11 protein-coding genes are annotated in these 14487 nt (G+C 59.8%); 7 read left to right on the forward strand and 4 right to left on the reverse strand.

Translation table 11 applies throughout. The features are described from left to right. Window positions 1-178 precede the first annotated feature (178 nt). Window positions 179-490 carry a helix-turn-helix domain-containing protein gene (locus J2X44_RS10065; protein ID WP_310083274.1) on the forward strand — a complete coding sequence of 104 codons (312 nt, stop codon included), beginning with the start codon at window positions 179-181 and terminating at the stop codon, window positions 488-490. A gap of 11 nt (window positions 491-501) precedes the next feature. Here J2X44_RS10065 and J2X44_RS10070 read toward each other — a convergent pair whose 3' ends face one another. Both J2X44_RS10070 and J2X44_RS10075 read right to left on the reverse strand, forming a co-directional pair. Then, on the reverse strand, window positions 502-3804 hold the full coding sequence (locus tag J2X44_RS10070) for a P-loop NTPase fold protein (RefSeq protein WP_310083277.1): 3303 nt from the start codon (window positions 3802-3804) through the stop codon (window positions 502-504). 111 nt (window positions 3805-3915) lie between these two features. After that, complete coding sequence (locus J2X44_RS10075; RefSeq protein WP_310083280.1) at window positions 3916-4674, reverse strand: type I restriction enzyme HsdR N-terminal domain-containing protein; 759 nt, start codon at window positions 4672-4674, stop codon at window positions 3916-3918. Window positions 4675-4881: 207 nt separating this feature from the next. On the opposite strand from J2X44_RS10075, the gene J2X44_RS10080 reads away from it, so the two are divergent. Beyond that, complete coding sequence (locus J2X44_RS10080) at window positions 4882-6285, forward strand: hypothetical protein (RefSeq protein ID WP_310083283.1); 1404 nt, start codon at window positions 4882-4884, stop codon at window positions 6283-6285. 311 nt (window positions 6286-6596) lie between these two features. On the opposite strand, the gene J2X44_RS10085 is transcribed toward J2X44_RS10080, so the two are convergent. Both J2X44_RS10085 and J2X44_RS10090 read right to left on the reverse strand, forming a co-directional pair. Next, the gene (locus J2X44_RS10085; protein ID WP_310083286.1) at window positions 6597-7688 is read right to left on the reverse strand and encodes a flavin reductase; all 1092 of its coding nucleotides are present in this window, start codon (window positions 7686-7688) and stop codon (window positions 6597-6599) included. Between the two features lie 109 nt (window positions 7689-7797). Continuing rightward, a complete protein-coding gene (locus J2X44_RS10090; RefSeq protein WP_310083288.1) occupies window positions 7798-8778 on the reverse strand; it encodes a nitronate monooxygenase family protein in 981 nt (326 codons plus the stop codon). 133 nt (window positions 8779-8911) lie between these two features. On the opposite strand from J2X44_RS10090, the gene J2X44_RS10095 reads away from it, so the two are divergent. From J2X44_RS10095 to J2X44_RS10115, 5 genes are read left to right on the forward strand one after another with little or no spacing between them, the layout of a single operon-like run. Further along, entirely contained in the window at window positions 8912-10006 is a 1095-nt protein-coding gene (locus J2X44_RS10095; protein WP_310083291.1) for an acyl-CoA dehydrogenase family protein, read from the forward strand. Next, complete coding sequence (locus J2X44_RS10100; RefSeq protein ID WP_310083293.1) at window positions 10003-11208, forward strand: acyl-CoA dehydrogenase family protein; 1206 nt, start codon at window positions 10003-10005, stop codon at window positions 11206-11208. Before J2X44_RS10095 ends, J2X44_RS10100 begins: the two co-directional genes overlap by 4 nt. A 12-nt stretch (window positions 11209-11220) precedes the next feature. Beyond that, window positions 11221-12003 carry an SDR family NAD(P)-dependent oxidoreductase gene (locus J2X44_RS10105; RefSeq protein ID WP_310083295.1) on the forward strand — a complete coding sequence of 261 codons (783 nt, stop codon included), beginning with the start codon at window positions 11221-11223 and terminating at the stop codon, window positions 12001-12003. Between the two features lie 24 nt (window positions 12004-12027). Continuing rightward, a complete protein-coding gene (locus J2X44_RS10110; RefSeq protein ID WP_310083297.1) occupies window positions 12028-13278 on the forward strand; it encodes an acetyl-CoA C-acetyltransferase in 1251 nt (416 codons plus the stop codon). A gap of 3 nt (window positions 13279-13281) precedes the next feature. Beyond that, window positions 13282-14412, forward strand: a complete 1131-nt coding sequence (locus J2X44_RS10115) for a CaiB/BaiF CoA-transferase family protein (protein WP_310083300.1) — start codon at window positions 13282-13284, stop codon at window positions 14410-14412. Window positions 14413-14487 lie beyond the last annotated feature (75 nt).

Raw genomic sequence — 14487 nt, forward strand, 5'->3', positions numbered from 1 at the left:
CAGCGGTCTAGGGAAGTCCGCCCGAACGGCAAACGGGCTGCAGTCGTAGAAACGGCTACGTTGGGTAAGAAACGTCGGGTGGCAAGTGGCGACGCAATTTCAGATAATCGGATGCGACGGAGTGGCTGCCCTCTCTTTTCGGGCCATCCCGTCACCACTCTCGACGAATGATGGTGTTATGCCCACCCTGCCCTCTTCCCCGCCGCCTTCTTCGCCCTTGGCGATCGAGCCAATCAGCATGCGCATTCCCGATGCTTGCCGGTTCACCGGGATCAGTCGCAGCTCACTCTATCTGCTTATTGCTAGGGGAGAGGTCGAGATCGTCAAGATGGGCGCCGCCACGCTCGTCCTCACTGAAAGCCTGCGCAATTTGATCGAGCGGCAACGTGGTAGTCGGCTGAGCCGAACCGCAGTTCCAATCGAGCGTCGGCCTACCGAAAAGCGCCAGGTACTGCCAATCCGATCGATGCCATTGTTTGAGGAAGGTTAGGTTGTCTCTACTTAACCGAGCAAACGCTGCATCATCTCGCCCCAGTGGCGTTTGTCGTCGTTCGTTGAGGCTGCGCATTCGGCAACCGCATTTCTAAAACGATGACGCGACTCTTGTGCACTCTGGTCGAGAATTTTGCGCAGCCAGGAGGCACGATCCTTGAGCCAAGCCCTTCCATCCTTCGAGCGGGCCAGTGGCAATGCGATCTTATCGACCAATTCTGCGGCTCGCGATTCGAAACTCGCCTCGGCGAGGAAGCGAGCCCCACCCATCTTGAGCAGCTTGAGCGTTGCAGCGGGAGAAAGTTCGAGCGCGGTGTCTCGCATGGCCTCCAGGACCTTTCGTCGGCCCTTGGGCGAGAGGCGGAGCGCGAGTGCGAACCATCGTGCCAATGCAGCCTGTTTGCTCGCAGCGAGGATCATCGATGGTGCGAGAAGGGCATCGACGAGCGGGGACTGAACGCCAAGTTTCAACTCCTTTTCGTCCAGCAGCTCCGTGACGATCCGATAAGGCTGCTTTCCATCCGAAATCGCAGTTTGCCAATCATTGACCGTAGCCTTTTTGACTTTCTCGATGAGCTTGGAACGAAAGCGCACGGCTTCGTCGCCGCCCTGCTTTTCAAGAAGCTTGGCCGTTTCAAGCAAGCTGTCGCTCCACGGAGCCGCGTCTACCGTTTCCCAATAGGTCTGATAACTTGTAGTCTGGCGAGCAAAATCCTCGCGAAGTGACCAGTCGAGCATGCGAGAGTAGTTCGACAGATTGTTTAGGATTTTATCGGGGTAGGCTCGCCCAAGTTTTTTATTCCGAACCCGATCGTTCATCATCGCGGTGATGAGATCGCGCGCACCAAAATGCTCGTCATAGTATTTGAGCAGTGTGTCGATCACCACTTTACCCGGCATCAAGTCATTGAGCGCCTTATTGATGTCCCGTGACGCATCTGGAAAACGACGAAAAAAGGCGCGCCACCCTTCAGGAAGCGGCGCCGCAACCTCGATGCCTGTCCAGACGAGGGCAGCAAGAAGGGAATTTACGACTGTTTCGTCGCCGGTCGTGGCAACCGCCGCGGTTCGGCTGGCCAAGGTGCCGTCCTCCGCCAGCCGCTGCAGAGCGGCGTGACGGGTTTCGCGCGGCCCTGTCGCGGCTAAGAGCGTCCGGACGGCGGCGCGGCACAAATCGGTTTCGCCGCTATTGTTTCGGATCACCTGCTCAGCCTGATTTATCAAAACATCTCCGGAGACCAGCGTCTGGCCGATCATCTGCTCTGCCGCGGGGGACGCCAACAACAGAGCAAGATCGGGTACGGCTAGGCAATGCGCTGGGTCAGAAAGCATCGCGACTAGCTGAGCTTCAATGGCCTCCATCCCTACGTCGGACAATAGCCTCTCGCGGAAAACGGGGAATTCCCCGAGCCCGGCGAGACGTCGCAAATAAAGCGCCGGATCGGCGCTTATTCGGAATCCGGGCGGCGGAAGTCCCTGATGAACGGCGAAATCGATAAGACGGGTTGCTGCAATGGCAAGTTCATCAAGATCATGCCCGTTGGTTTCGCTGGACACCAGGCTATGTTCGATCATTGCCGTTGCGGACGAGATGAATGTCGGTGCGTCACCTTGCTCAACGTGATCGAAAAATAGCGCCAGTCTTTCTGCCAATATTTTGGACTGAGGCAAGTTCTTGAGATCGTCCAGTCCGGCGAAGGCGACAACGAGATTTTGCCATGCCGCGCGCTTCCACGCAGCTTCTGCATTTGTGAGCGAGAGGAAGTGCGCGGCGTTGGTGACGATGTCGAACGTGATATTGCCCATAATTCCAGTCGGAAGATTGTCCGTCACTTGTTCGAAGATATCACCGAAACCGGGCAACTCGCGATAGGGCGCGATGGTCTCGAACGAATTGTTCGCGATAGCATCGCGGATCGGCTGGGTCATGAGAACCTGCCCCGCGAGCTCAAGATCGACGCCATAGTGTAGAGCAGCAAGTTCGCGGGGCCAATCGCTGCTAAAGCGATGCAGCGGGTGGCCCGTGCTGCGTACTTCCGTGGATATGTCGGCAATGCGTTCGCGATTGATCGAAAAATAGACGAGCGTCTCGAAGGTCAGCGAGCTGCTACGCCACTGCATGAGCAACGCGATGATATGATTGAGTATTTTGTTAATTTCGCGCGGCGTAATCGGGGTTTGAGTGACAGTAAACCACGCATCGAGAAACTGCTTAATCGTGAAGCTACGCTCCTCGGTAAAGGCCGTCCCGAGACAGGACCGAAGCTCATTATCGACGTAGCGGCGCCAGTCGGACATGACTGGAGCAGGTACGTCAAACGTCACATCGAAGGTCTTGTTGATGAAAGAGCGGGCGAGCTTTCGCCCTTTTTCGGTGTCACTGCCCATAGCGAACACTTCAGATATTGAATCGCCATCGACGGGCAGGATTAAAGTTGGATGGTATGATTCCGACACGAGATCGTCGCCACCGCTCGATGAAAGAAAAAAGCTCCGGACGTTAGCCCAGATGTTCATTGCTTCCTTTCCATCGACCCGGTCAATATTGTCAATCACGATGACGAGGCGTTTTCCTTTCGTTTCGACCTCACGCATCAATCGCTGGAACTTCCTGCCAAACTCGATCGACGTGGGCTCAATAGGTTTCTGGGTAAGCGTTTGAACCCGCCCAAGATTTCGATTGAATAAGAGCGCGGGCCAAAAAGGCGCATTTGCGTTATGTTCAAGCGAGAGAATCCAGCGAAAAGTCCAAATCGCGATTGGCCCGAGCGTCAGTGCGAGGCCGAGAAATAGAGTCCATATCCCGGCTTGGGTAGTAGTTTGCCCCATCGCATCTCGAAAAGTATCTTTGCCAAGGAAGCCGAGACCAATCGCAAAGGCACCCGCGAGGAGGAAAAACAGTTTTGCCTCGTTGGTAACGATCGGCTTATCGTAGCGCGTTGTCTCTTCTAGCTTACCCGAGAGTTTTTTGAGCTGCTTCTTCCAGACCTTTGGATCCGCAGCTTGATGACCTATGAGGAAGCGGACGAGCGCTTCCATGAAGGATCGGCGGAGAGGATCGTGCTGGTGAAGCCAAGCATCATAATTAAAAATCAAAATGTTGGGATCGGCCTTGCGCAATTGATCGCCCACCTGTCGGATGATCGTCGATTTGCCACTTCCCCACCGCCCGCGAAGGCCGATTATCTTTAAATGGTCGTGCGAGACGATTGATTTGGTAATAGCGATAGCTACGGGCGTGTGTGTAGCTAGAAAATCGACTTCTGCCGGTTCATCGACAATGAATCTGAGCTCGCAATCTTCGCCTATCACAAACGCTTCCCCCCCATGGCCAATTGCTTATGTTTTCGTTCATTCCCCGGCGTCTCTGTTCGCCTCGGCGCCGTTGGTCAGGCACGTTCACCTAGGGCTGCAATGTGGCGATTAGGATGCTTTGGCGGCCTTTCGGGCTCTTGCGCTCTCGGCCTTTTTTATCTGCGCTTTGGCAGCTTTAGGCGCATCTCCATCGATCACATCCCTCTTTAGTACATCGTTGGTGAGCAAGACTCGGATCTCATCATCACTCGCCTTCATTTCGAATAATCGTCGAAATTCTCGACGGATCATCCCTACGACATTTTCACCTTGGACAAGCTCGGCCAGGACGTGACGGTTCAAAATCTGGGCCTGACGGTGAAAAGCCTGCAATGCGTCGGTGCTAATGTTCTCGCGGCAAAGCATGGTTACCTTCGCGAGATCATCAGCTGAACGCACGGCAAGAACACCCATGTCGAAGCAATAAACCTCTTCCCAATCGATTGGCTGACCAAATTTGATTCGATAGATTTTCCAGACGATGGCGTTTGTTAAAATGATCCACTCGATACCTTGGTGTGCACCATAGTTCACGGCCTGGCGCAGGTGTCCTTCGTTCAGTTTCGTCCCTGCGGACTTCACTTCCGCAAGGTAGTGAACTTTCGATTCCACTCGGATTGCTAGATCGCAAAAAGTGCCGCGTATTTGCTGTTCACTCGTGAGTTCGGTATATTTATCGTAGCCAAATATGTCAGTTAGCATGTCCTTGATGACAGTGACCGTATCGGCCTCTGAGATGTCGCGCTCGGCAAGTTTCCTGACAATCGGCTGGTACTTCTTCAGGCCCGCGATGACCCGATCCTGCGCGCGCTTCGGCAGCTTCGTCAATTTGCCGCTCCTCCCCGATAAAGATGATCGACCTCCCATCGCACTGATGAGACAAATACTCAATGTTTCAGCCAACTGCAGCGGGCGCTAAATCGGTTAGCGCTTTGGTGAAGGCAATTTGTGATAACCCTACCGGTAGCATATCTGGAAGACACGCTACCGACCTGCTAGGATTCGGGACAAGGGGGCAAGATGAGACACCGGCTAATGATTTTCGCTCTTGCCGCTTTGACCTCAAGCAGTGCAATCGCCGCCGAGTTTTACCATGAGGTCGATTCAGATGGCTCTGCGCTGATCCTAATATTCGGCGAGATACAGACAGGAGACGACTCCAAATTCCGAGAGTTGTCGGTACGATTTCCGGAAGCACTTGTCGGGCTCGACAGCCCAGGAGGCGCTATCGTGCCAGCGCTTGAAATTGGCCGTCAAATTCGTCTCCGCGGATACTCAACTGCGGTTACCTCGTCGTCCAAATGTACTTCAGCTTGCGCGCTCATCTGGTTGGCGGGAACGCCTCGGTTTCTGGATCCCGGCGGCTCGATAGGTTTTCACGCAAGTTACAAAGATCAAGGTGGTCAGTTGGTAGAAACAGGCGTTGGAAATGCCCTTGTCGGCCATTATCTATCGCAATTGAGCCTATCTGAGAGAGCGGTCGTTTTTGCGACAAGTGCGTCGCCTTATGAAGTTCGGTGGCTGAACAACTCCAATCGACTATCTTCTGGCATCGAGTTCTCGGTTGCAGATGCGCAACCCGTGCGAGCGCCGCGAGATTTGGGGAAAACAACTCGCGTTGCCCCCGTAGCGAAAGCGGCGCCCCAGCCACCCCCGCCCGTCTATGCCGCACCACTGCCGATTCCGCCGCCAGTTCGGGCTAGAGCGAGGTATACTGCTGCCAGTTTGCGCGCAGAATTGTCGGCCCCGCAACTTGCCGAGACAGTCGCCGCGAAAATGGCACTGCCTCATTCGCAAACCAAAATTATGGCGGAACACATTGACGCAATGTTCGCGAATGAAAGCTATCTCGAACGCGTTGCTGCGGAAATGAATGCCGCAGGATCGGCACTTTCCGGTAAGAACGCTGGAGCCGTCGCCTTCGAGATCGCCGCTCAGTTAGCACAGAAGCTCATTTACGCTGGCCTCAGGCGGCTACCAGACGCTGATCTCCAGAGATTCATTGCCATTATGGGTACAGCGTCACTGGATGCAAATGTGGCGGAATGTGGAGCTATTTTTTATCCGAGCGAGACGAAATCTGCTGCCCAAGAATTTCAGGTAGTGGGGCGGCAGGGCGATGCTGCCCTTCGGCAATATCTGATGATTATTCGGAAAGCAATTTTCGCTGAGGTCGAGCGTTCTCCGTCGATCGTGGCACTTTCCCCTACGCAGGCACAGGCCGGCGAGGCCGCAGCCGCAGACGAAATGCTCAGAATTATCGATACTCTACCGGCGGACAATCAATCTGCTGTGGCGGAAGCAATGGCGGATATGGACAACGCAAACTTGCGGGACAAATGCGCCGCGCTGACAGTTGTCCTGACGGCTGCCTCCACCACGCAAGGAATAACGGGCAACTGGTATCGACGGCGATTTATTGAACTTTCGCAAGAGTAGACTTAACTCGCAATCGCGGCCCGCCGATTGCGAGAAACTAACCGGCCCCGGCGCTCGCACCTTCCACGCTGTGTAGCGATCAGGTTTGCGCCATCAGAAACGCAGGTAGTGTGGCGTAGAACCGAAAATGATCGACAAGAATCTGCAATTCTGGCATAGAGGTTATCCGGACTGAATCTTGGTTTCAGGCATGCGGGGAACAGCATGTGGGACCGAATTTCGCAGACAAGTATTTGAAAAAACATATCAAATACATAGGGTTAGTTTCTTAAAACCACCCTGTCCGCCACCATCCCGACGCCAATAGCTGCTCAAGCGAAATGCAGGCGGCGATATTTGCCGCGAAAATAGAGCAAGGGATCGCGGTGCGGTTCGAACTGCGCGCGTACGACGCGGCCGACCAGGATGAAATGATCGCCTGCTTCGTGCAGCGATTCGCGCTGGCATTCGAACGACACCAGCGAACTGCCAAGCAACGGCACACCGGTCTGCCCCGGCGCCCACGGCAAGTTGGCAAAGCGATCCTCCCCGCGGGTCGCGAAACGGTTCGACGCAGGTTGCTGGCCGATTTGCAGCACATTGACCCCGAAATGTGCCGCCTCGCGCAGCGCGGGCGCGGTTCCCGACGCATTGGCGATGCACACGAGCAGGAGCGGAGGATCGAGCGATACCGACGTAAAGCTGTTCGCGGTCAGCCCGACCGGGGTGCCATCGGCATCCACCGCGGTGACGATTGTGACCCCGGTGGCAAAACAACCCATCGCGTCGCGCAGCGTCCGCGGGTCCGATCCCGCCTGAAACTCGGTCGCCTCGCGCGGTTGGCGGCATTCGAGAAATTCGAGCAGCTGACCGAGCAACGCCTCGGTCCGGTCGGCGTCGATTGCCAAATCGGCATCGTCGATGTCGACACGCTCGCCAACCGGCAGCGCGGCCCCAAAGGCATCGCTTCCGGCGCTCGGTTGTGCCGGGGCAAAGCCGCCGCACACGACCAGCGTCGGTAGCGTCTGGCGCGCCGCGATGCCGCTTGCGACCGCATCGGCATCGTCGGGCATATCGACCAGCACCAGCCCGCCCGCGAGTAACACGCCGTCGGTCGCCAGCGCGCGCGTCGCGATCCAGCCGCCGTGCCGCGCCGCGACGACCACCGGGCGCGACCCCATCTGCGCCAGGACGAGGCGCAAATCTTCGACATGCGCCGCCAGCTGATCCGGCCCGCCTTCCGTGCGCAGATCGAGATTGACCACGCGGCGTCCCGAGAGCACCAATCCGTCCGCCACGGCCCGCCACGCGCCGCGCGGCTGCCCGAAATCGGGGATCAGCAGCACCGCGGGGTCGTTGTCGTCGCCCAGCATGTCGGCGGGCAGCACGGCACCGCCAAAACCTTTATAGTCGATGAGGCTCAAACATTCCCCCTGGCGCACCGGCGGGCGATAACGCCGTGAGCAACGAGCTGATCAGATTGTGAAGAATCGGATCATATCGAAAGCCCTCTCGGCGCGCCAGCATATCGGCCTATCGCCGCATCGCCGCCAGCCGCTGATCGACGATGGCGTCGGCGTCGGCAATGATGCGATCGATCAATTGCTGACAGGTCGGAACGTCGTGGATCAGCCCCTGCACCATCCCGGCCCAGAACACCCCCTTGGAAAGGTCGCCAGTTTCGAGCAGTTCGCGCCCCGCCTTGCCGTTCACCAGTTCGGCGACGTCGGCGAAGGTCGCGTCGGGCTGCGCCAGGCGGCGCACCACCTCTTCGCTGACTTCGCTCTTGCCAACCCGCGCGGTGTTTTTGAGGCTGCGGAAGATCAGATACGACCCGCGCTCGTCATTATCGACATAGGCCTGTTTTACATTGTCGTGGATCGGCGCCTCGACCGTCGCGCAGAAGCGGGTGCCCATGTTGATGCCCTCAGCCCCCAGCGTCAGCGCGGCGACCAGCCCGCGACCATCGCCGAAGCCCCCCGACGCCAGCATCGGAATCTTCACCTTGTCCGCTGCGGCGGGGATCAGGATCAGCCCGGGAATATCATCCTCGCCCGGATGTCCCGCGCATTCGAAACCGTCGATCGAGATGATGTCGCAGCCTGCGCGCTCGGCCGACAAGGCGTGGCGTACCGCGGTGCATTTGTGGAGGATGGTGACCCCATGCGGTTTCAGCAATTCCCAGATTTCGCGCACCGCTGGCGTCCCTGCGGTCTCGACGATCTTGATCCCGCCATCGATGATCGCTTGGGCATAGGCCTTGTAATCGGGCGCGTTGATCGTCGGAAAGACAGTCAAGTTCACCCCAAACGGCTTGCCGGTCATTGCGCGGCATCGCTCGATCTCGTCGCGCAGCGCCTCGGGGCTCGGCTGGGTAAGCGCGGTCAGGATGCCAAGCCCGCCAGCGTTCGATACGGCGCTTGCAAGTTCGGCGTAGCCGACGCTCTGCATCCCGCCCTGTACGATCGGATGTTCGATCTCCAGCATTTCGGTGATGCGTGTCTTGAAAGCCATCGTTAGTCCTTCCCCATGTTCGGTCGCGACAAATTGACGCTACGTCGCCGCCGCGCCGGAATTGCCTTGACGTTTACGTCAACGTCCGGTTCACTGGCAAGACAAGATATATGGGAGCGGGACGAATGGCATCATGACCATCCTTTATGACGAAGGCCAGCAGGCGATCGCGACCGAATCGCGGCGCGTGCTCGAAGCGCGCAGCAGCATCGAGGCTTTGCTGCCGTTGCTCGAATCGGTCGGCGAATATCACCGCCCCTTCTGGGACACCGCGAAAGAGCAGGGCTGGACCGCGCTCGCGCTCCCCGAAACGCATGGCGGACTGGGACTTGGCCTTGTCGAACTCGGATTGATCGCGCATCAGGCCGGCCGCAGCGTCAGTGGAGCGCCATTTCTGACATCGGGCTTCGGCGCTGCCAAGGCCATCGAGCTTTATGGCACCGAGGCGCAGAAGGAGCGCTGGCTGCCGCGGCTGGCCTCGGGCGAAAGCATCGGCGTGATCGCATTTGCCGCTGGCCCCGACGCCTTGCCCAGTCGGCCCGACGTCACGTTGACCGGCGACCTGCTTGACGGCGTTGCGCGCGGCGTGTCCGGCGGGCTGGCCGCCGACGTGGCAGTCGTCCTAGCCAACGGCCCTGGTATGCCGGTCCTGACCTTGGTCGATCTGGCGGACGTCGAGCGGACCCCCGTCGCAGGCTTCGACAACAGCCGCTGCCTCGCCGACCTTGGCTTTTCATCCACACCGGCCGAGCCGCTTGCGGTGGGCCATGCCGCGCGCGACGCGGCGCTGCATATCCTGGGGTTGCAAGCGGTGGTCACCGCGCACGAGCAGACCGGCGGCGCCGAGGTGCTGATGGAGATTGCGCGCGACTATGCGCTGACCCGCCGCGCCTTTGGTCAGCCGATCGGCGCCTTTCAGTCGGTGAAGCACCGCATCGCCGAACTCTATGGGCTGGTCGAACTCGCCCGCGCGAACTGCATCCACGCCGCGGCGCGCGAGAGCGCCGCCGATTTCATCATTGCCGCCGCCGCCGCTAGGCTATCGGCGACCGAGGCTTATGACACCGCGGCGCGCGACTGTGTGCAGATCCATGGCGGTATCGGCGTGACGTGGGAAATCGGGCTGCATCTTCACATGCGCCGCGCGCGCAGCCTCGCGATCGAACAGGGCAGCAGCCTGTTCTGGGAAGATGTTCTCGTCGACCGGCTGGCAGGAGAAGCGGCATGAGCGATCTGGAAATCTACCGGTCCAAGGCGGCCGCGTGGCTCGCAACGATGGCGCCGGAATTTGGCCGCGATGCTCGCAAGGGGCTGACCGAAGCCGACGACTTGGCGCTCGGGCGCCGCTACCAAAAGGCAAAGTTCGATGCAGGCTATGCCGGGATCAACTGGCCGACCGAATATGGCGGTCAGGGGCTGACCCATCTCGAAAAGGTGACCTTCGACGCCGAGGAAATGAAGTACGGCTTTCCCAATTTCTATTTCGGCATCTCACTCGGGATGCCGGTGCCGGTGCTGATGCAGTTCGGCAGCGACCGGGAGTTCGTCAAGGAACGCGTGCTCAAGGCGCTGCAGGGCGAAGAGATCTGGTGTCAGCTGTTCTCCGAACCCTCGGGCGGCTCCGACCTCGCGGGCCTGCGAACCAAGGCCGAGCCCGACGGCAATGGTTGGAAGATCAACGGCCAGAAAGTGTGGACCAGCTGGGCGCATTACAGCGACTATGGCGTCATCGTCGTCCGCACCGACCCGACCGTCCCCAAGCACAAAGGCCTGACCTATTTCTGGGTCGACATGAAAGCGCCCGGGGTGACTGTTCGTCCAATCCGGCTTGCGGGCGGCGACAGCCATGTCAACGAAGTATTTTTCGACGATGTGAAGATCAGCGACGACCACCGCATGTCGCCGGTCGGCGGCGGCTTCGCCGTTGCGATCACGACCTTGATGATCGAACGCTATGTCGCGACCGATAGCGCCGGGTTCGGTCCACATCTCGACCTGTTCGTCGATCTGGCAAAAGACATCGCGCTCAATGGCAAACTCGCGATCCAGGATGGCCGCATCCGACAGCAGATCGCGCGCAACTATGCGATGCGCTCGGGGCTCGATTCGATCAACGTCCGCGCGCGACTGATGATGCAGGCGGGAATGGTCCCCGGCGCCGAAGGATCGCTGAACAAGCTGGTCGCGGTCCGCTCGCGCCAGAAATTGTCCGAACTGGCGATCGACCTGCAAGGCACCGACGGCTTTGCCTTCGACGAACATGCCTCGCAAAAGGAAGATTGGGCGTCGAGCTGGATCAACGCCCCGACCGGTCGCATCGCGGGGGGATCGGACGAGACGTTGCTCAACACGATCGCCGAAAAGGTGCTCGGCCTGCCGCAGGACCATCGTCCCGACAAGGGCATCCCGTTCAACCAAATTCCGGCCTGAGGAGACGCACGCATGAAGTTCGATTCCACGACATCGGCGGTCGTTACCGGCGGCGCCTCGGGCCTTGGCCGCGCCACCACGGAAGCCTTGGCAGCCGCAGGCGTCAAAGTCGCGATTTTCGATATCAACAACGCTTTGGGTGAAGAGGTGGCGGCATCGATCGGGGGCTTGTTCTGCAATGTCGATATCACCGACGAGCAATCGGTTCTGGACGGCTATGCGAAGGCGCGCGCCGCGCATGGCCAGGAACGGATTTGCGTCCATTGCGCGATGACCTCGCGCCGCGGCAAGACGCTTGCCTATGACAAGGAAAGCCGCGCCTTCCGCCGTACCCCGACCGAGGACTACGCCTATGGCGTCGCGGGCATCTTGACGGCCAGCTATCGGATCGGGTCGATCGCCGCCGAAGGCATGGCCGCGCTGCCCGAGATGGAGGACGGCGAACGCGGCGCGATCATCTTCACCGCTTCGGTCGCGGCGCAGGACGCGCAGATCGGGCAGGTCATCTACGGCTCGGCGAAAGCAGGCGTAAACGGCTTGGTACTGCCGATGGCGCGCGACCTGATGGACCTGGGCATCCGGGTCAATGCAATCATGCCCGGCGTGTTCGGCACGCCGCTGCTCGGCAATATGAACCCGAAGGTGAAGGAAAGCCTCGAAGCCTCGGTCCCCTTCCCCAAGCGGCTGGGCAAGGCAGAGGAATATGCCAGCCTCGCGATGGAAATGATCCGCAACACCTATTTCAACGGCCAGGCGGTCCGCCTCGACGGCGCGATCCGCATGGCTCCCCGCTAACTCCCCGACCGAAAGGAATATCCCATGGCCGAAGCCTATATCATCGACGCCGTCCGCACCCCGCGCGGGGTCGGCAAGCCCGGCAAGGGCGCGTTGTCGCACCTCCATCCGCAGCATCTTGCCGCCACCGTGCTGAAAGCGATCAAGGATCGCAACAATCTCGACACCGCGACGGTCGACGACATCATCTGGTCGACGTCGAGCCAGAACGGCAAGCAGGGCGGTGACCTTGGCCGCATGGCGGCGCTGTCGGCGGGGTATGATACCAAGGCATCGGGCACGACGCTCGACCGCTTCTGCGGCGGCGGCATCACCTCGGTCAATCTCGCCGCCGCGACCGTGATGAGCGGCATGGAAGATTGCGTCATCGCGGGCGGCACCGAGATGATGAGCTATACCACCGCTTATGCTGCAGAACAGGCGAATGCCGGGCTGCCGCAGCGCCTGATGGGCTCGGGCCACGAAGCGCTCGACGAACTCCATCCCCAATCGCATCAGGGCGTGTGCGGCGATGCGATCGCGACGATCGAAGGCATCAGCCGCGAGGCGCTCGACGCGCTGGCGCTGGTCAGCCAGCAACGCGCCGACCGCGCGATCAAGGAAGGCCGTTTTGAGAAATCAGTCGTCCCGGTGCTCAACCCCGATGGCAGCATTGCGCTCGATCATGAGGAATTCCCGCGCCCCGAAACCACGGCTGAGGGTCTGGCGTCGCTCAAACCCGCCTTCACCGGCTTGGCCGATTTCGATCTTGGCGGCGGGTTCACGTTCCGCAAACAAATCAATCGCCGCTATCCCGATGTCGAAATCCAGAATTTCCATCATGCAGGCAACTCGTCGGGCGTGGTCGACGGCGCTGCCGCAATCCTGCTGGCGTCAAAGGATTATGCCGACAAGCACGGCCTGAAACCCCGCGCGCGCGTCGTGGCCTATGCCAATATCGGTGACGACCCGACGCTGATGCTCAACGCCCCGGTCCCCGCGGCCAAAAAGGTGCTCGAAAAGGCCGGGCTGACCAAGGACGACATCGACGTCTGGGAAATCAACGAAGCCTTTGCCGTCGTCGCCGAAAAGTTCATCCGCGACCTCGATCTCGACCGCGAGAAGGTGAATATCAATGGCGGCGCGATGGCGCTCGGCCATCCGATCGGCGCGACGGGTTCGATCCTGATCGGCACCGCGCTCGACGAACTCGAACGCTCGGGCGGTCGCTATGGCCTGGTGACGATGTGCGCCGCAGGTGGCATGGCGCCCGCGATCATCATCGAGCGGCTGTAAGTCATGACGGGACCGCTTCAAGGCATCCGGATCATCGAGTTTGCCGGGATCGGTCCCGGTCCCTTTTGCGGCATGATGCTCGCCGACCATGGCGCCGAGGTGATCCGTATCGATCGCCCCGGCGGTTTCATGGACCCGCGGGATCCGCTCAGTCGCAACCGGACCTCGATCGCGCTCGATATGAAAAGCCCCGATGCGGTCGAGGTCGTGCGCGACCTGTGCAAAAGCGCCGACGGGATAATCGAGGGCTATCGCCCCGGCGTGATGGAACGTCTTGGACTTGGCCCCGACGTGCTGCTCGCCGATAATCCCCGGTTGATTTATGGGCGCATGACCGGCTGGGGCCAGTTCGGCCCCTATGCCCACGCCGCCGGGCACGACATCAATTATATTTCGCTGTCTGGGGTGCTGCACGGCATCGGTCGCGCGGGCGAAAAGCCGGTGCCACCGGTCAATTATGTCGGCGATTTCGGCGGCGGCGGCATGATGCTCGCCTTCGGCATGACGAGCGCACTTGTCCACGCGGCCAAGACCGGCGAGGGTCAGGTGATCGATTGCGCGATGACCGACGGCTCGGCGTTGCTCGCGGGGATGACCTGGGGTTTTAATGCCGCGGGCCGGCTCAAGGACGAGGCGGGGGTCAACATGCTCGACGGCGGCGCGCATTTCTATGACAGCTATGTCTGCGCCGATGGCAAGTTCATCTCGATCGGATCGATCGAACCACAATTCTATGCATTGCTGCGCGAAAAGACCGGACTGACCGACGATCCTGATTTCGATGCCCAGATGGTCCCGTCGCAATGGGGGCCGCTGAAGGAAAAGCTGACCGCGCTGTTCCTGACCAAGACGCGCGACGAATGGTGCGCGATCATGGAGATGACCGACGTCTGTTTCGCACCGATCCTGTCGCTGGCGGAAGCGCCGCAGCATCCGCACAATGTGGCGCGCGAGACGTTTTTGGAGGTCGGCGGCGTGGTGCAGCCCGCACCGGCGCCGCGTTATTCAGCGACGTCCAACGACACCCCGCGCGCCGCGCCTGCGGTTGGCACCGATGGCGATGCGGTGCTGGCCGGTCTTGGCTATGATGCGAGCAAGATCGCGGCGCTGCGCGACGGCGGCGCGGTGCGTTAAGCTATCTCGTCATTGCGAGCGCAGCGAAGCAATCCAGAGCCTGCGTAAACCGCTCTGGATTGCTTCGCTGCGCTC

It is taken from the genome of Sphingopyxis sp. BE259 (genome assembly GCF_031457495.1).
Lineage (GTDB): Bacteria > Pseudomonadota > Alphaproteobacteria > Sphingomonadales > Sphingomonadaceae > Sphingopyxis.